Origin of the sequence: Oceaniferula marina, from assembly GCF_013391475.1 — a bacterium.
GTDB classification, from domain to species: domain Bacteria; phylum Verrucomicrobiota; class Verrucomicrobiia; order Verrucomicrobiales; family Akkermansiaceae; genus Oceaniferula; species Oceaniferula marina.
In genome coordinates this window covers 80,922-97,909 of sequence record NZ_JACBAZ010000003.1, presented here as the reverse complement: position 1 = coordinate 97,909, position 16,988 = coordinate 80,922, and the positions used below count along the sequence as shown (strand labels likewise).

At 47.1% G+C, this 16,988-nt stretch carries 13 protein-coding genes and 1 tRNA gene; 8 read left to right on the top strand and 6 right to left on the bottom strand.

The features are described from left to right. Window positions 1-11: 11 nt before the first annotated feature. Window positions 12-974, bottom strand: coding sequence for a 6-phosphofructokinase (locus HW115_RS08580; protein ID WP_178932211.1), 963 nt, complete (start codon window positions 972-974; stop codon window positions 12-14). Between the two features lie 254 nt (window positions 975-1,228). Between HW115_RS08580 and HW115_RS08575 the strand changes: the two genes are divergently transcribed. After that, a tRNA-Cys gene (locus HW115_RS08575) sits at window positions 1,229-1,303 on the top strand. Window positions 1,304-1,605: 302 nt separating this feature from the next. On the opposite strand, the gene HW115_RS08570 is transcribed toward HW115_RS08575, so the two are convergent. After that, the gene (locus HW115_RS08570) at window positions 1,606-1,923 is read right to left on the bottom strand and encodes a hypothetical protein (protein ID WP_178932210.1); all 318 of its coding nucleotides are present in this window, start codon (window positions 1,921-1,923) and stop codon (window positions 1,606-1,608) included. Window positions 1,924-2,738: 815 nt separating this feature from the next. Here HW115_RS08570 and HW115_RS08565 point away from each other — a divergent pair. Genes HW115_RS08565 through HW115_RS08535 form a run of 7 tightly spaced genes read left to right on the top strand, consistent with a single transcriptional unit; the run spans window position 2,739 to window position 13,296 of the window. After that, window positions 2,739-5,009, top strand: a complete 2,271-nt coding sequence (locus tag HW115_RS08565; protein WP_178932209.1) for a type I restriction-modification system subunit M — start codon at window positions 2,739-2,741, stop codon at window positions 5,007-5,009. A gap of 8 nt (window positions 5,010-5,017) precedes the next feature. Then, the gene (locus HW115_RS08560) at window positions 5,018-6,373 is read left to right on the top strand and encodes a restriction endonuclease subunit S (protein ID WP_178932208.1); all 1,356 of its coding nucleotides are present in this window, start codon (window positions 5,018-5,020) and stop codon (window positions 6,371-6,373) included. Window positions 6,374-6,375: 2 nt separating this feature from the next. After that, a complete protein-coding gene (locus HW115_RS08555; protein WP_178932207.1) occupies window positions 6,376-6,981 on the top strand; it encodes a hypothetical protein in 606 nt (201 codons plus the stop codon). Between the two features lie 38 nt (window positions 6,982-7,019). Beyond that, window positions 7,020-8,165 carry a DUF262 domain-containing protein gene (locus HW115_RS08550; RefSeq protein ID WP_178932206.1) on the top strand — a complete coding sequence of 382 codons (1,146 nt, stop codon included), beginning with the start codon at window positions 7,020-7,022 and terminating at the stop codon, window positions 8,163-8,165. Further along, a complete protein-coding gene (locus HW115_RS08545) occupies window positions 8,155-9,288 on the top strand; it encodes an AAA family ATPase (RefSeq protein WP_178932205.1) in 1,134 nt (377 codons plus the stop codon). Before HW115_RS08550 ends, HW115_RS08545 begins: the two co-directional genes overlap by 11 nt. After that, entirely contained in the window at window positions 9,281-10,234 is a 954-nt protein-coding gene (locus HW115_RS08540) for a hypothetical protein (RefSeq protein ID WP_178932204.1), read from the top strand. The genes HW115_RS08545 and HW115_RS08540 overlap by 8 nt, the downstream gene beginning before the upstream one ends. Beyond that, window positions 10,231-13,296, top strand: coding sequence for a type I restriction endonuclease subunit R (locus HW115_RS08535; protein ID WP_178932203.1), 3,066 nt, complete (start codon window positions 10,231-10,233; stop codon window positions 13,294-13,296). Before HW115_RS08540 ends, HW115_RS08535 begins: the two co-directional genes overlap by 4 nt. A gap of 48 nt (window positions 13,297-13,344) precedes the next feature. Here the strand turns inward: HW115_RS08535 and HW115_RS08530 are convergent, their stop codons facing one another. The 4 genes from HW115_RS08530 to HW115_RS20340 form a co-directional block, all read right to left on the bottom strand. Then, window positions 13,345-13,743 (bottom strand): hypothetical protein, encoded by a 399-nt coding sequence (locus HW115_RS08530; RefSeq protein ID WP_178932202.1) that lies wholly within the window; start codon window positions 13,741-13,743, stop codon window positions 13,345-13,347. Window positions 13,744-13,995: 252 nt separating this feature from the next. Continuing rightward, window positions 13,996-15,519, bottom strand: coding sequence for a DUF3987 domain-containing protein (locus tag HW115_RS08525; RefSeq protein ID WP_178932201.1), 1,524 nt, complete (start codon window positions 15,517-15,519; stop codon window positions 13,996-13,998). Window positions 15,520-15,524: 5 nt separating this feature from the next. Continuing rightward, window positions 15,525-16,595 carry a CHC2 zinc finger domain-containing protein gene (locus HW115_RS08520; protein WP_178932200.1) on the bottom strand — a complete coding sequence of 357 codons (1,071 nt, stop codon included), beginning with the start codon at window positions 16,593-16,595 and terminating at the stop codon, window positions 15,525-15,527. A gap of 114 nt (window positions 16,596-16,709) precedes the next feature. Further along, complete coding sequence (locus HW115_RS20340; RefSeq protein ID WP_178932199.1) at window positions 16,710-16,934, bottom strand: helix-turn-helix domain-containing protein; 225 nt, start codon at window positions 16,932-16,934, stop codon at window positions 16,710-16,712. Between the last annotated feature and the right edge of the window lie 54 nt (window positions 16,935-16,988).

Here is a 16,988-nt window from a genome sequence, read left to right as displayed (position 1 = left end):
TTGTGTTGCCGCTAGCGGCTCAGAGGCTTGCACAGGCGAATCAAATCCGGGTCCACTGGCGTTGGAGAGTCGGCCACACGGTTGATTGGCAGCGTGCCGAAGTCGCCGGAACGGTAAACCATGATATTGCAGGTCTCTCCGCGGTGGAGTGAATCCACGGCTGCCACAGCAAATTTTGATGCCATCAGGCGGTCGCGTACGGTGGGGGATCCTCCACGCTGGATATGTCCCAGAATGGTGAGTCGGGCCTCAATGTTCAAGGTATCGTTGATCCAGCGGGTGAGATAGTCACCCATGTTGCAGCCTTCGGCAACGATGGCGATTAAAAAGTTCCGACCGTTTTCCAGCTCGGGGCGCAGGCGGTTGCCAATTCGATCCAGATCGTATTCCAGTTCGGGAACCAGGCAAATTTCCGCTCCACTGGTGACGGCGGTGGTCATGGCGAGATAGCCGCAATCGCGACCCATGACTTCGACAACAAACGCCCGGCTGAACGAGTTGGCGGTATCGCGGATGCTATCGACGTTGCCCCGGATCATATTGAGTGCGGTGTCTACCCCCAGGCAGTAGTCGGTGCCATTGATATCGTTATCGATGGTGGCCGGGATACCGGCGAAGGGCACCTTGAAGTCGTGATAAAAATCATTCAGGGCGCGGAACGAGCCGTCTCCACCGATGACGATCAGCTTGGTGATGCCGAGTTTTTTCAGATTGTCATAGGCCTGTTTGCGGTAATCGTATTCGAAAAAGCGTTTCGAGCGCGATGATCGAAGGATGGTTCCTCCGCGGTGGATGATACCGGAAACGGCGTCTGGTTTAGCCTCTTTGATATTGCCGTCGATCATGCCCCGCAAGCCATCGTAGATCAGGTAAGGTTTGTACCCGAGCGAGCGTGCGTATTCGACAGAGTATTTGACGGCGGGGTTCATTCCAGCGGCGTCGCCGCCTGAAGTCATAATGGCAAGTCCTTCCATGATCCTGGTTCTTGGTGTTGGATGTTGATAAAAAGCGAGTTATGCAGGCATTCCCTGCCTGTGATGCATGTCACATACGGCCAAACTTGCAAGTTGGCAAGTCCCGCCGATCATTTTTCTGGTGGGTATTTCTCTGCTTGTCAGGTGCCGGAGCATGAAAATTTCTCTGAAAAGAGCTGTTGACATCGGCCTCGGCAGCTACTAATTACGTCCCGCCTGCCGGGATTCCTGCAAGGCGAACACAATAATAAAGAGGCGGGATGGCCAAGTGGTAAGGCATCGGTTTGCAAAACCGATATTCGCGGGTTCGATTCCCGCTCCCGCCTCCATCTTTTTAACCCATTGTATATCAATGGGTTTTGTTGTTTCTAGGCGTAAAATTCCTATCAAGGGAAGCTATAAGGAAGCAGTTTCCGTTTTTGTTTATTCTGCGTATTGTGTTCGGAGTGGTTCGATACTTGGTCTGCGACTATTTGAGTTCGCCTTATTATATGGGGCGGTGCTCTGATTCTTGACGCTGGTGCCAGGTCACACCAAAGCGATTAGACTTGGAGCCCAAATTTGGGCTCGAATAATTGAGCGTTTTGGATTGGCTGTGTCTGATTGGTGATTCGTTTTCACCTTGGCTGGTTCACTGTTCAGATTCCTGCCATTGATACATGCTGCTCCAAACGTCCATCAGCGGAGCTTGATGCATTGATGTAGCGTGGGTCGCTCTCTTGTAGTTGTCATAGTCAAGTAGATCGATTTGTTTCAGCATCCACTGTTTGAAGTCGTCTTTGCTGATAACCTTTCGTGCGATGTAGTCAGCATCTGGGGTAATACTGATATCCGCTGGTAAGGAGCAGGCCTTGGCTTGTTCGATATTGCGGTATCTGATCATTAAATGATCCGGTCTGTCCCGATGCTGGACGGCGGAGACAAATTCGTTACGGGTGTATATCCACATTTTATTTATTTTCCTTTTTTATTTGGTTTCAGTTTTTGCCTTTCGAGCCCGAATTCGGGCTCGGCCAGCGAGGTTAACCCTTTGTATGAGCATAAAATGCAGCTCCGATTAAAGGGTAGAAATTAGATAGCGTGTCGTTCCCGTTACAATTGCTTGTACAAAACCGCAGGAAATCGTTATAAATCAAGGGGTAGAGGGTTTCCCACGTAATTAACATGACCGGCATCGTATGCCGCTAGGGGGGGGAGTCGATCTAATCGAGTTGAGCCTAGCTTAAAGAGCATCCTTATTCGAGCTAAAAAGTCTACAAGGCCCTTGATTACAACGGTTTGATCGAATCGAGGTTGGGCGATAGCATATCGCCAACGGCATCAAACGGATTATTTACACCTGGTAGATTGCCTCGCGCGTGTAGGAGTGTGACCTTTGTGACATTCTGTCAGGTCGGGACTAGGTATATCTTGAGAGATTTGGAGCGCCCTGAGGCGCTCCGGTATAAGTGAATAGTTTTCCTATTTATAAACCCTGGTGCATATATGGGCCTACAAAAATTTGGATCAAAACCGGGGTGTTGAGCGCAAGGTTGCGCTCGGAAGTAGATCCCCAGGCGCGTGTGAACCTGTCTCAAAGTGTATTATTTATAGCACAATCTGTTTTTATATGTCCAAAAACTCTTTTTATTGCCTGATTTCATCCTAGGCAGTGCTCATGTTTGTTGATAGATGTGCTCGCAAGGCAAACGCGTGAACATCTTTCTCGACCACGTAGAATGCTTTAATGCTATTAAATTTAAGCTGTTTTATAAGCCACGACATATGAGTAATCTCGACGCATTTAAAGAACAAGGTGATGTTATATGGAACATCGCCAATCTTCTCCGCGGCCCTTACCGGCCACCGCAATACAGGCGGGTAATGATTCCACTCACCGTCTTACGTCGCCTCGACTGCGTTCTCGAAGACTCGAAGGACGAAGTTGTCGCTATGCACCAGAAGCTGATGGCCGAGGGGAAATATAACGCTGAAACGATCGAAAAGATGATCAACCGGAAGTTTGATCTGACCTTTCATAACATCAGTGAGTTCACGTTCCAGAAGCTCCTCGGCGATCCTGATAAACTGGCAGCCAACCTGGTTAACTTCATCGCTGGATTTTCTTCTCGTGCCCGCATCATCATCGAAAAATTTAAATTTGAGGAGGAAATTGAGAAGCTTGATGAGGCCAACCGGCTCTTTGAAATCATCAAGGAAATCGCAGCCGTTGATCTTCATCCTCAGACAAAAAAAAGACCTGATGGTATTCCGAATATCGCCATGGGCTATGTCTTCGAGGACCTCGTCCGCCGTTTTAACGAGCAGGCCAATGAAGAAGCCGGAGACCACTTCACCCCGCGCGAGGTCATTGGTCTCATGGTCAACCTGCTCTTCACCCACGATGACCTCGTCTATAAAGATGGCAAGGTCATTAAAATCTACGATCCCACTTGTGGCACGGGAGGGATGCTCTCTGAAGCAGAGAAACTTATTGTTGACCCCGAGGTAGGGCTCAACCCCGGCGCCAATCTCGAACTCTTCGGGCAGGAATACAATCCCGAGTCCTACGCCATCTGCGGCTCTGACCTCATGATCAAGGGCGAGGATGTGAAAAACATCATCTTCGGTAACACCCTAGGCACCGGCAAATCCAAGGAAGGCTTCGTCGATGGGGATGGCCACCCCGATGAAAAATTCCACTATATGTTAGCCAACCCTCCCTTCGGCGTGGAGTGGAAACCCGAGAAAAGTCACGTCACGAAGGAGCACAAAGAGTTCGGTTTCTCCGGGCGCTTCGGTCCCGGCCTGCCTCGCATCAATGATGGGGCTCTCCTTTTCCTGTTGCATATGATCTCAAAAATGGAGACGGCTCCTGACGACGGCGGCGAGGGGTCGCGGATCGCTGTTGTTTTTAATGGTTCTCCTCTTTTTACCGGCGACGCAGGAGGTGGCGAGAGCAATATCCGCCGTTGGATTATTGAGAACGACATGCTTGAGGCCATCATCGGTCTCCCCGACCAGCTCTTCTATAATACCGGCATCTACACCTACATCTGGATCGTGACTAACCGCAAGCAAAGCGAGCGATCCGGCAAAGTTCAGCTCATCAACGGCACCGACTTTGCCTGGAAGATGAAGAAGAGTCTCGGCGATAAACGTAAGCGGCTCGGCGACACAACCGAAGGGTCACCTGACCATATCGCCACCCTGACCAAGCTTTATGGAGATTTCCAGGACGAGATCCGCATGGCCGTGGGCGACATTCAGACCAACATTGACCCCGAGCGTGACCAGACGAAAAGCCTCTTCGTCAGTAAAATTTTCGAAAATCGGGAATTCGGCTACCTCAAGATCACGGTCGAACGTCCACTACGCCTCAATTTCACTGTCACCGACGAACGCATCGAACGCTTCAAAGAGACAAAAACCTTTATCAACCTCGCCATCTCCCGTAAGCGTAAGGACAAAGAAAAAATCAAGAAAGAGGAGCTCGAAGGTAGAGCTGCTCAGGACGCAATCCTCGGAGCCCTTGACGGCATGAAACCTAGTTTCGCCGACGGACAGCTCGTCAAAGACCGCAAGGATTTTGAAAAGCAACTCATCGACGCCTTCGAAGAGGCTGAGATCATTCTTGATGCTGCTCTGAAAAAAACGATCCTCGCCCCTGGCAGCCTAGGAGAGAAAGACCCCACAGCCGAAATCTGTTACGACTCGAAGGGCTGCCCCGAACCCGATCCTGATCTCCGTGATACCGAAAATGTGTCCCTCCCAGACGGCATTAGCCTTCCGCTCCCCGTTGGCTATGAGAAAAAGCCCAAAGTGGAGGCCCTGCTCGAACTCGTGGGGCAGCATTGCGAGGACTATCTTACAGCCGAAGTCCTTCCGTATCGCCCCGATGCCTGGATCGACCACAGCAAAATCAAGATAGGCTACGAAATTCCCTTCAATCGCCACTTCTATGAATACGAACCACCCCGTTGCTTGGAGGAGATCGAGAAAGACATCGAAGGCTTGGAGAAGGAGATCATGAACATGTTGAAGGAGGTGGTGTGATGAGTTACATGCCTTACTCTCCATGCGAGCCCACTCCCCACGAGTGGCTTCCTGAAATCCCAAATCATTGGGAAGTCGTTCGTTTCTCCTTCTTCGTCAGTTTTCAGGAAGGCCCTGGAATCATGGCTGTGGATTTTAGGGATGAAGGAGTTCCGCTCTTAAGAATCAGGAATGTTCAGGGAAGATTCGTTGATCCCGAGGGGAGTAATTTTCTAGATCCAGAAATGGTTCAAGATCGATGGGCGAAGTATGCGTGCCAACCTGGAGACCTCCTTATCAGCTGCAGCGCATCAACTGGTCTAGTTTCTGAAGTAACCGATTCGGCGAGGGATTCGATCGCCTATACGGGGCTGATCCGTCTCTGGCCTCAACGATCCGAGATTATTCCCGAGTATATTCGTTGGATCGTGGTTTCGGATCAATTCTTAACCCAAATATCTATCCTCCAGACTGGAGCGGCGATGCAGCACTATGGCCCCGAGCACTTGGGGAAGATGCGGATAACGCTGCCTCCTCCCAACGAACAAAAACAAATCGCCGACTTCCTCGACTGGAAGACGGGGCAGATTGATGCGCTGATTGCGAAGAAAAAGCAGCTCATTGAGAAGCTCCAGGAGCAACGCAGCGCGGTCATCACCCAAGCCGTCACCAAAGGCCTCAACCCCGACGCCCCCATGCGCGACTCCGGCATCCCCTGGCTAGATAGCGTGCCTGAAGCTTGGAATCTTACGAAGCTTCGCTTCATGTTCGAGTTCGGTCGCGGTCTAGGGATAACTAAGGCAAACCTGCTCGACTCAGGGATACCATGTATAAATTACGGTGAGATCCATTCGAAGTATGGATTTGAGGTCATTCCTGAAACACACGATCTAAAGTTTGTATCTGAAGACTACCTAGAATCTGGTGCCAAGAGTCTCCTCTCATACGGCGACTTTGTCTTTGCAGACACTTCTGAAGATGTTGAAGGGTCCGGGAATTTCTCCTACCTAAATAGCGAAACCCCAACGTTCGCTGGTTACCATACAGTCACAGCAAAGCCATTAGAAGAATACAACCCCCGCTACCTGGCCTATCTTTTCGACTCACCCGCATTTAGGCACCAAATCAGGAAGAACATTAGCGGCGTAAAGGTTTTCAGCATTACGCAAGGCCTTCTCAAAAGCTGCTCCGCATGGCTGCCGGAAATGGACGAGCAGACGGAGATTGTGGACTACCTGGATCTCAAGTGTGGGAAGATGGACCGGATTACACTGTGCTGCCAATCTGCGATCGAGAAACTCACCGAGTATCGCGCCGCCATCATTACCGCCGCCACCACTGGCAAGATTGATGTCCGTAAGGTCAAACTTCCTACTTCTGTGTAATTATGGCTATCACTTCCCAGAGTTATTTTGCAGCCTTACGGGACTATCTCAATACGGATGGCTATGAGGTTACCGAAGTAGAAGGTGAAAAAATAGTCATCAAAGATAAAGTATATTGGCCAGGGCAAACAAAGACCAAGCCCCAAAAAGTTAGGCTGATCGTGCCGGGCGAGGCTCTTGTTATCAATCTTGACAAGAAAAACAACCGAGGCAACTCGGACCCAATGTTTCATTTTCTTGAAGATGAATCAAAACCATGGGCTAAGCGCTGTGACTTCGTCATTTTCCACCTTCACCGCAGTCAGATTTCAGCCATCTGCATAGAGTTCAAATCAGGATCATTCCCTGAAAGCCTGCCCGACCAGATGAAAGCTGGCTCTGCGTGGTGTCGCTCCCTTTATAGTATAATCAAACATTACACTGGTAAGTCTAAGCGTCTCCGCATTACCAAATACGTCCTATCCTGTCATCTATCTCCCGAGCGTTTCCTCGACAACGACAATAAATATCTTAAAAAAGATCACACTATCCGCCATTACCACTATAATGATATAGATGGGATGTCTTTGCTGGATCTTGATAATTCTCATGTGGAGACCATAGGCTAGGCTGCCAATTAATTGGGCGAGTATTTAGAAATCGAAGTATGAATTTAAAAAAAACAAAACAATTTGAAGAGGTGGATATCGGCGTGGAGCGCGAAGTTATTGATGGGGAAGATACAATAACAGACCCTTTTGACCCGACCGCGATTCGAGTAGATAAATCAACTCCAACAATTGATTTGCTTATGCGACGCATTGACCGAGGAGAAATAAATTTAGCTCCCGATTTTCAACGGAAAGGGGGGATTTGGAATAATGGGGCTCAAAGCCGTTTGATAGAATCAATTTTGATACGTATCCCATTACCAGCTTTTTACGTTGATGCGACCGATGAAGATGAATGGCTAGTTGTGGATGGCTTACAGCGTCTGACGACACTCAGAAGATTTGTTATAGACGGTCATTTGACTCTAGAAGGGCTTGAGTTTTTAAAACACTTAGAGGGTAAAAAATTTGAGCAAATCCCACGTAATCTTCAACGGCGCATTGAGGAGACAGAGGTGACAGTTTTTCAGATCCAGCCGGGTACGCCAGAAGAAGTTAAGTTCAATATTTTCAAAAGGATTAATACAGGAGGCTTGCCCCTCTCAGCCCAGGAAATCCGTAATGCTATTAATGGTGAACGCGTCAGAAATTTTATCCTCCGGCTTGCAAACTCCGATGAGTTCAAAACTGCCACGCAACATGCGCTTAGTGATAAGCGAATGGCTGATCGAGAGTGCGTAGTTCGATTTGCGGCTTTTTATCTTATTGACCCCAATGAATACCAGGGCAGTGATTTTGATGGGTTCTTAAATAAAATCATGGGTGGTTTAAATGACCCTGAAATTTCAACAGATACAGATTTAAAGGTAATAGAGGAACGATTCATGAGCGCGATGGGTGCAGCGCATCATATTTTCGGCAGATTTGCCTTCCGAAAATATTTTGGGAAAAATTATAGACGGTCACCAATTAACAAGGCTCTTTTTGAAGTAGTCTCTACAAATCTCGCTAAATTGAATGATGATCAAATCAAGGTGCTTGAAAATAGAAAAGAAAAGGTGATGAGGGAGATTCAATCGTTGCACTACAATGATGAATTCCTATCAGCGATTTCGCAAGGCACAGGATCTCCGGCAAAAATTCGTACCCGCTTTGGTATGATGAAAGAAGTTTTTAAAAGAGTAATTGCTAATGATAACTAAAATCAATATTTCTAATTTTAAATGCTTGGAAGATCTATCACTTCCTTTCTCCAGCATGACCGTTCTGGCTGGAATGAACGGTATGGGAAAATCGACCTTGATGCAGAGCCTTCTAATCCTTCATCAATCTGTTACGGATGTGCTACACCCCATGTCTCATCTGGAGTGTAAGGGGCGTTGGGCAGATCTAGGTGTTGAAAGTGATGTGTTGTGTGAGGGGGGCGATTCTGAAACGATTAAATTTAACTTAACGTCAGATGACGGTGAAATGTATCCTGGGGGGTATCGGTTTACTCTTAATAAAGAGACGCGTGAATTTATTGCGGAAGAGGATTACTCAGGATCATTAGACAGGCGACATGGGATTTTTACTGATCAGTTTCATTATCTACGAGCAGAGCGACTAGGTCCACGTGTATCTTTTCCTGTTTCTAATGAAGATGTGCGGATGCATCGACAGCTAGGGCGCGATGGAGAGTATACCCCTTATTTTCTTGAAGTGTTCGGCTCCGAGAAGGTAAGGAATACAAGTCTGTATCATCCAGAAGCCAGTTCGCCTTCTTTAATTCATCAAACTGAAGCTTGGCTGGGAGAGATCAGTCCAGGCACGAGGTTGTATACGAATTCTCATGAAGATTTGGATCTGGTTAGTTTACAATATGCATTCACTGGGGGAGCCGGGGAAACAAATCACTATCGGGCCACAAATGTCGGATTTGGTATTTCCTATATTTTGCCTATTATCGTTGCTGCACTTTCGGCACCAGAAGGAAGCATGTTATTAATAGAAAATCCAGAGGCTCACTTACATCCTCGAGGTCAGCGTAAAATTGCTGAGCTTTTAGCAAAGGCTTCAAAAATGGGAGTTCAGATTATTGTTGAAACTCATAGTGATCATTTTCTGAATGGTCTGAGGCTATCGGTTCATTCGGGAGCAGTTGAGCCTGAAGAAGTGGCCTTGCATTTCTTTGAACGTGAGCATACGGAATATGCAATCAGGGCAAAGGTTAGCTCACCCAAAATTGATGAAAATGGGCGTATCGATTTTTGGCCTGATGGTTTCTTTGATGAAAGCGAAAAGGCACTGCGAGAACTTCTTCGTCCTAAAACAAAACATGATTGATATAGATCCCGTCTTTAATGACTTATCGTGCAAACCATTGGCTGCCGATAAGTATGATGCTTCAGAGCGAATGGAGGGATTCGCAAGCGTACTATTGGAAGCTCCAGGTAAAGGGTTAGGGGCAGGCTTGCGAACCGATGTCGCATTCTACGTCCTTGATATAGCAGAAAATTATACCATTAATGATTGGTTGTATGACTTAGAGTTCTCCAAAGAAGCTCGCGACTTTATAACACATCTTGCAACTAAATCACCACTCCTTGTCAATCAAAGTGAAGATGTGATCAAAGAGGCTAGCGAATGCGACGTTAGCATGGGAGGTAAGCTCTCAGATTCGTTGCGTGCAGCATATCTTATCGATATGCCAACATTGAGTCTTGCACATGATCGCTGGACTGAGTCTAAGCTAGAGTGCATGCTAACCAAGCTAGATGAGATTGATGGGTGTGTTGATTCTTGCATCGAGCTCACTAATATTGCGGAGCATAGCCATTACGAAATTCATGAAGATTGGATTTCAGATCGACGATGCTCGATAGTTGATTGCCCTGCTGAGCTTTGGGAAAAGCGCGATACTTTATTTCCGCACCTTATCTTTCACCGTAATGTCGAGAAAAGTATCAAGAATCTTGGAGGTGGTGGTGATTTAATACTTCAAGTTACTAAGAATCTCTTCGAACTGGAACGAGTTGCTGCAGAGTCTCCGCAATTCAAACGAGAAAACTTAAAAGTCACATGTAGTCCGACTTCACCTGAGACACTAAGTAGATTCGGCTCTGATTACTACACTTTCAACGATGAAAATGGAGCTGAACATTTATGCAGCTTACACCTTTACCTCGCTGATACAGACCGTATTTATTTTTGCCCCATAGAAGGGAAAGTATTTGTTGGTAAAGTTCTAGGCCATTTACCAACTGTAAAATATCCCAAACTGAATACATGAAAAAACATACCGAAGCCCGACTCGAAGATGCTATTATCGACAGCCTCTGTAAAGGTAGTGGCTATGTTCATGTGGACTACCGTGATGGCGAAGCCAAGGGCCGCTACGACAAAGCACGCGCCCTTGATCCGGTCATGGTTTTGGATTTCATCCAGAAGACCCAAGAAAAAGCCTGGAAAAGTTTGCGAGGGATTCACGACGAGGAGGCGGGAAAAGTCGTCCTCGATCATCTTTGCAAGGAGCTGGATACCAAAGGGATTCTCAAAGTCCTGCGCCAAGGATTCAAGTGCTATGGAAAAAAGCTACGGGTGGCCATTTTTGCCCCTAATAATGCTATGAATCCGGATACTCTCGCTCTTTACGATGCCAACGTTCTCAGCGTCACTCGCCAACTGTATTATAGCGAAGAAAATTCCAATTCTCTCGACCTCGTTCTTTTTATTAACGGCCTGCCTGTCATTACCGCCGAGTTGAAGAATCCGCTCTCCGGCCAAACCGTTGAGCATGCCAAGAAGCAATACAAGCGCGATCGCGACCCGCGTGAACTGATTTTTAAGTTTAAGAAGCGTACCCTCGTGCATTTTGCCGTTGATCAAGACTCTGTCTTTATGGCGACTCGCCTGAGTGAGAGCAAAACTTACTTCCTGCCCTTTAACCTGGGCAATTCTGGCCATGCAGGAAATCCTGTCGCAAGGGACGGGGGATACCGTACAGCATACCTGTGGTGTGAAGTATGGCAGCGGGATAGTCTGCTTGATATTTTCGGTCGTTTCATGCATTTGGAGGTGAAGGAGAAGCGTATCCTCACCGACAGTGGCGCCATCAAGAAGATCACCAAGGAAACCATGATCTTTCCGCGCTATCACCAACTGGACAGTGTGCGCAAGCTTGTCTCCAGTGCCCGTAATAATGGACCTGGCCGCAACTACCTTATTCAGCACTCAGCTGGCTCGGGTAAATCTAATTCGATCGCCTGGCTGGCGCACCGCCTATCGTCACTGCATGATGTGAACGACAAGAGGATATTTGATTCAGTCATTGTCGTAACTGACCGCCGCGTTCTCGACCAACAGCTCCAGAATACAATCTCCCAATTTGATCATAAGAAGGGAGTTGTAGAAAAAATCGAGGAAGATACCCGCCAGCTGGTAAAAGCCCTGGCGAGCGGAACCCCCATTGTCATCACCACTCTTCAGAAGTTTCCGTTCGTCTCCGAGACTCTGGAGAAGTTGCGCGAGGAGGATCACCCCGGTATTGAGATTTCTACAAGGGAGAAGAATTTCGCCGTCATCGTTGACGAAGCCCACAGTTCTCAATCCGGTGAAAGTGCGATGGAGTTAAAGGGGGTTCTGAATGCCGACCGGATCCAAGAAGAGGCTGCTACTTATGCCGCTGATCACGGGTTGGATGAAGATGATGATGCTGATCACCTTGCCGGTGTCGTCAGGGAAATGATGAAACGAGGCAAGCAGTCAAATCTCAGTTTCTTCGCCTTTACCGCAACCCCGAAATACAAGACTAAGAAAGTTTTTGATGAGCCTGGACCCAGTGGTGAATCGCCCTTTCATTTATATACGATGAGGCAGGCAATCGAAGAGCGTTTTATCTTAGACGTGTTGAAGAACTACGTAAACTACGAAGCCTATTACCGGATCGTTTTGGCAACTGAGAATGATAAGAACGTCGAGCGAAAGAAGGCAGCTCGGGCGTTGGCGCGTATTCTCACTTTGCATCCGCACAATCTTGCGGAAAAGACGAAGGTCATCGTTGAGCACTTCCGGACACATGTTAAGCACAAGATTGGAGGGCGAGCCAAGGCAATGGTTGTTACAGATTCAAGACTTCATGCCGTTCGCTATAAACAAGCCTTTGATAAATATATTACGGATAAGGGATACACCGATGTGAAGTCTCTCGTCGCTTTCTCGGGTATCGTTGAAGATCCTGACGCTCCAGGTAAGACCTGGAGCGAAGTATCCATGAATGGAGGAGTTAAAGAAAGTGAACTTCCGGAAAAATTTGATACTCCAGAGTATCAAGTGTTACTAGTCGCGGAAAAATACCAGACAGGCTTCGACCAGCCTTTTCTTCATACAATGTATGTTGATAAGAAACTGTCCGGACTTCAAGCTGTTCAGACTTTATCACGGTTGAACCGCACCTGCTTGGGTAAAGAGGATACTTTTGTCCTCGATTTTCGTAATAAGCCCGAAGAGATCTTCAATGCATTTAAGCCTTACTATGAAGAAACACCTGCCGAGGAATTGACCGATGCTCAGCACCTTTATCGCTTGCAACATCAGATTGAGGAAACTGGCTTGATTTATGAAGAGGAGGTTAGTGACTTTTGTTCCGTTTATTTCAAACCCCGCCGTAAGGAGACTGTGCACGACCACTCCCAAATGAACGGCATCTTGGACCAAGCTGTTGAGCGCTTTAAAGAGCGGCCTAGAGAAGAAGCGGAGCAGGTCAAGACACTGCTAGTCAATTTTCGGAATATGTATGCCTTCCTATCGCAGGTAATTCCGTATCAAGACTCTGATCTAGAAAAACTATACACTTACCTACGTTTTCTTCTCACCAAATTGCCCAAGCGGGAAACTGGGCCTGCATACCACCTCGATGAGGAAGTCGAGTTGCAATATTACCGTTTGCAGAAAATTAGTGAAGGTCAGATCGACCTGAACGCGGGTGAAGGGAATCCTCTGAAAGGTCCTTCGGATGTCGGCACTGGACAAGAGGACCAAGAAATCCGCCTTTCAGAATTGATCGATATTTTAAATGAACGCTTCGGCACAGAGTTTACTCAGGCGGATCAACTTTTCTTTGATCAAATCCAGGAAGAGGCAGTTGAGAACGAAGATTTACAAAAGGCGGCATCCTCGAATTCCAAGGAAGATTTTCGCTACGTATTCGAAAAAGCCTTTGAAGGACTTGTTATTGACCGAATGGAAGGTAATGAAGAGATTTTCGGGAAGCTCATGGCTGATGGGGATTTCCGAGAAATCGCAGTAGAGCACTTACTATCTAAGGTATACGGGTCTCTTAAAAAGCGTGTATGACGACTGGGCCGAGGGGGGGTGTGGCAGTAGTTAATTCTGTTGGCTGTTTTAGGTTGGGTCGACATCGTAGATCCATGGCGATTCTTCGTCGGTGTCTTGCATGATGATATTAATGATCGGTGGAGGCATAGTGTTAAGGCTCTCTCCATCCGCACCTGTTGTGTGGTTTACTTTTTGCTGTCGTCCAAATTCATTGGGATACATGCGCTCTAATAACCATGCTTTACTTTGCCAGCTTGAATCTTTGGCTATTTGGTTCACCAAAATCGTTTTGCTTATGCTCTGCGCTTTGTTTACAGTGACCCATAATTCTCGTTTGAGGCCACTCTTAGCCGTTTCTCCTACTGAAAGCCAGTGATATAGAGTGCTTGTTGAGATCCCTGCCATTTGGCAGGTCGTTCGTTTGGTGTTGTGGTTTAATAGACTTTTTTCGATAACCTCGATCATGTGTCGAGTGAGTTTACATTTTCGGCCTCGGTTTGTTTTCGTGAGAGCTGTGGTTTTCATATGCGTTTATCATTTGTATTTTTTTTGTTTTCTATGGCGGTGCAAATTTGCACCGTCATTTTGGGCAGGGTAGTAGGATGAAATTAGGGAGTTCTTGATGTTGCTTGATTATATCGGTTTCACCAAAAGCCCCAAAACGGTCAAAAGTTATGATTTTGGGGTTTTTGGGTGTTACTGTTCGTCGGACTTTTATTATTGTCGGTTTGAGTTTTGCTGTAATATGGCAACCTCGGATGGACGTCCTTTGGTTTTTATTTTTTCAACTCTAATGCAGTGTGAAAATTGCGAAGCTATTTTTTTAACCTCCCCAGGCTCGAAGCCGTTATCCTTTTTTAGAGTTCGCAACGTTTTGTCTCCCCCTGCGTCGCGTAGTATTTCAGCTAGCTTTTTCATCCTCGTTTTACGTCGAAGTCGGCGCTGTTCTCCGAGGAAGGTGATTTGCTCAGTGATGAACCACTGCATGATGACGATGGCGCTAGATGCTGTTTCCTCAGATACTGGGTGGCGGTGGGCTTTTGGGCCATATTTTCCGGCATGAATCACGAGAACTAATCTCCAGCAGTTTTCACCCCACCGTGCTACAAACGGGGCGATGTCGGCTTTGTCTCCATTCTTTCGGCCTTGGTGTCGTCCCTGGTTGGTGAAGTCCCTCATCAGATTATAGACGCCTCTAGCAGTAGGAATGTGATCAGGCTGATCACCCTTGGCTCGCACATTGGTCAGCAGCCCAGTTATCAGGCTCGCCCACTGGTCAGCAATTGAATTGTCGATTTTATGGGGGAACTCAGGCTCATCTTCCAGTTCGGCATGCGTGTTTGCTAGTAGGAATCGTGGGAGTAATCCTGAGTCGACCATTTCGATTTTTTCCCCAAACCTGGCTGCCGCATCGGGCTGTATGAGCCATAGAATACTTAACGTTGGATTGTGAAGGTGAGTTGCTGGTCGGCTAATGCGGTCAATTAAGATGGATTCTCGACTATAACTGGACAAGTAGATGTCCTCGTCTGATGAGCCGGTACTGGAATATCTTCCAGCGAGAACAGAGAGAACACCTCGAGCTTCTGGTGATAAACTGGCTAGAGCCTCGCCAGGTTGGTTTGATAAAGATAATGCCAGTTTTTCGCGTGTGACATCAGCTACGGAAAATGACGGTGATTTTTCTAGTTCCAGAGATAGCTCGTCTCTACGACGCTGGAGCTTGGTTAATTTGTCCCTTAACAGATTGAATTCGGCTTGGCTTTCTTGTTTTTTGACTTCTTTTTTGACTTCCTTAATTTGCTCGTCGATTAAGTTGATTTCAGACTCTGCTTTTGGGTGGCCATGGTTTCTCCACCTATCGTTATGTTGTTGTTCAGCATCCCGGAATGGTTTGAAAATTCGAGAAAAAGCTTGCCCTTTTCCTGTTCCGCTTTGAGCTATTCCTAGAATAAATAAATTCGCTGAAGTTGTTCGATCTCCTCCGGAATTGATTAGATACCCTGCACCAATTGATGCGGAAACTGCACCTATTACGTTTATGGCAGCTAGGCACTCCGGAGTGAGGGATGCTTTGCTGGTTTCTCTGACCATGTCCCGCATAATTCGGGGTAATTTGCCGGTGGGGAATGGCCGAAGAGGAGGCTCGCTATATTCATCCAAGGTCCCTGCAGATTTTTCAATCTCCTGAGCGAGCTGCTGGACCGGCGATAACGGTCTGCTTACTGTTGAATCTCGCATAGCTTCTATTTTTTGAGGTTAAGCCAAAGTAAGGTGGCTCGTTGGTTGGTTTTCTCATGAATGGCTCCTGGCAGTCTTAATGGTAACGAGTCAGCCTTTGTGAGGACACTTGTATCAATGCCAAGACCTTGAGCAAGCTGTGTAAGAGCTTCCATTTCACCAGCTCCAGGCCGATCAAACCAGCCATGAAGAGATCGGTGACTGGTGTCTATTACAGCGCGGAGGTTGAAGCCTAAAATATCCCGCATGTAGATAATGAGTGCGCAGGACATCTCTTTATTCTTTAACCTTTCTAGCTCAGTGGTTGGCTTGTGACCAATTAGTTCGTCGCTTTCGATTACGATAAATTTTTGTTTCGCTACGTTTTCTAGCGATCGAGAGATACAATTAGGCGAAAATACTCCGGCTGCGATTCTTGGTGGTAATATTTCCAATTTGAGCCATTCAGAGGAGGGTTTGAAATGGCTTTTATGTTTTGATCTCCCCGAGTCGAAAGGTGCACCCATCCATATGATATCATCGGGTTCGAATAAGTTTCGAACGAATTCGAAGGGGGATACTAACGGGTCATGGAGTGTGATGGGGGAGTTGTCCCATAGATTATATCGCCATTGTGGAGATAGATACCGGGCGAAAAGTGAGTCACGGCATGACCTCAAGGCAGCATTAATGGATGTTTGCTTTTGAGTAGCTAGATTCCTTCGTCTGAAGATGACTTCTGATTTGCGCTTTTGGGCAATCACTTCAAGTTTCTCAGGTGTCGTAAGAGGTGCTAGATCGGGGAGATCGTAGCCCACTTGATTAGCGACTCCTTGAATGGATTTTTGACTCATGGGGGCAATCCCTTCAAGGTGTCCGTGAAGGTCAAAAATAGAGCCGTTTTTATGGCAGGTAAAACAATGCCAGAGCCATGTGCCTTTTGCGTTGTTTGCGCAACACGATGGGTGTTTATCCTCACCGTGAAACGGGCATTGAAATTGAATTCCTCGGCTGTGTCTGTTTTTGATCCGATCTGGCAGCCGTCTTTCTAGATAGGTTGGTAAGTGCTCTTTGAGAGCTTCGATATGTATGTTCATTTTTGTATTCGTTGCCGAATACGCGCTTGCTGAATGGGATAAATGAGGTAATATGAATCGTCTTCCAAACGATCATACGCGCGTCACCGGCCCATGGTTGGTGGCGCGTAGTCGTTATTGGGATGCTGATTTTTCGATATAATCCGAGAGTGAGTCGTATGAGATTAGACGGGTTCCTTTTACTTGTCCACGTGTCCGGAGAGACGTTGACTTAACTTTCCCGTCCTTAATAAGCTCATAAAGCTTGGAGCGGCCTACGCCAAATATTGCGGTTGCTTGGGCAAGACGAAGCCACTCCGGCTTGTGAGTGGTAGATTGATTCTTTTTTGCTGTATTCATGGTTTGATGTCGGCCAGTTGTTTCGTTCGACATCGATTATATGACACATTATTG

Bases quoted from the DNA above. Each gene is read 5' to 3' on its own strand.
- HW115_RS08580 (WP_178932211.1), bottom strand. From the start codon at position 974: ATGGAAGGACTTGCCATTATGACTTCAGGCGGCGACGCCGCTGGAATG.
- HW115_RS08570 (WP_178932210.1), bottom strand. From the start codon at position 1,923: ATGTGGATATACACCCGTAACGAATTTGTCTCCGCCGTCCAGCATCGG.
- HW115_RS08565 (WP_178932209.1), top strand. From the start codon at position 2,739: ATGAGTAATCTCGACGCATTTAAAGAACAAGGTGATGTTATATGGAAC.
- HW115_RS08560 (WP_178932208.1), top strand. From the start codon at position 5,018: ATGCCTTACTCTCCATGCGAGCCCACTCCCCACGAGTGGCTTCCTGAA.
- HW115_RS08555 (WP_178932207.1), top strand. From the start codon at position 6,376: ATGGCTATCACTTCCCAGAGTTATTTTGCAGCCTTACGGGACTATCTC.
- HW115_RS08550 (WP_178932206.1), top strand. From the start codon at position 7,020: ATGAATTTAAAAAAAACAAAACAATTTGAAGAGGTGGATATCGGCGTG.
- HW115_RS08545 (WP_178932205.1), top strand. From the start codon at position 8,155: ATGATAACTAAAATCAATATTTCTAATTTTAAATGCTTGGAAGATCTA.
- HW115_RS08540 (WP_178932204.1), top strand. From the start codon at position 9,281: ATGATTGATATAGATCCCGTCTTTAATGACTTATCGTGCAAACCATTG.
- HW115_RS08535 (WP_178932203.1), top strand. From the start codon at position 10,231: ATGAAAAAACATACCGAAGCCCGACTCGAAGATGCTATTATCGACAGC.
- HW115_RS08530 (WP_178932202.1), bottom strand. From the start codon at position 13,743: ATGATCGAGGTTATCGAAAAAAGTCTATTAAACCACAACACCAAACGA.
- HW115_RS08525 (WP_178932201.1), bottom strand. From the start codon at position 15,519: ATGCGAGATTCAACAGTAAGCAGACCGTTATCGCCGGTCCAGCAGCTC.
- HW115_RS08520 (WP_178932200.1), bottom strand. From the start codon at position 16,595: ATGAACATACATATCGAAGCTCTCAAAGAGCACTTACCAACCTATCTA.
- HW115_RS20340 (WP_178932199.1), bottom strand. From the start codon at position 16,934: ATGAATACAGCAAAAAAGAATCAATCTACCACTCACAAGCCGGAGTGG.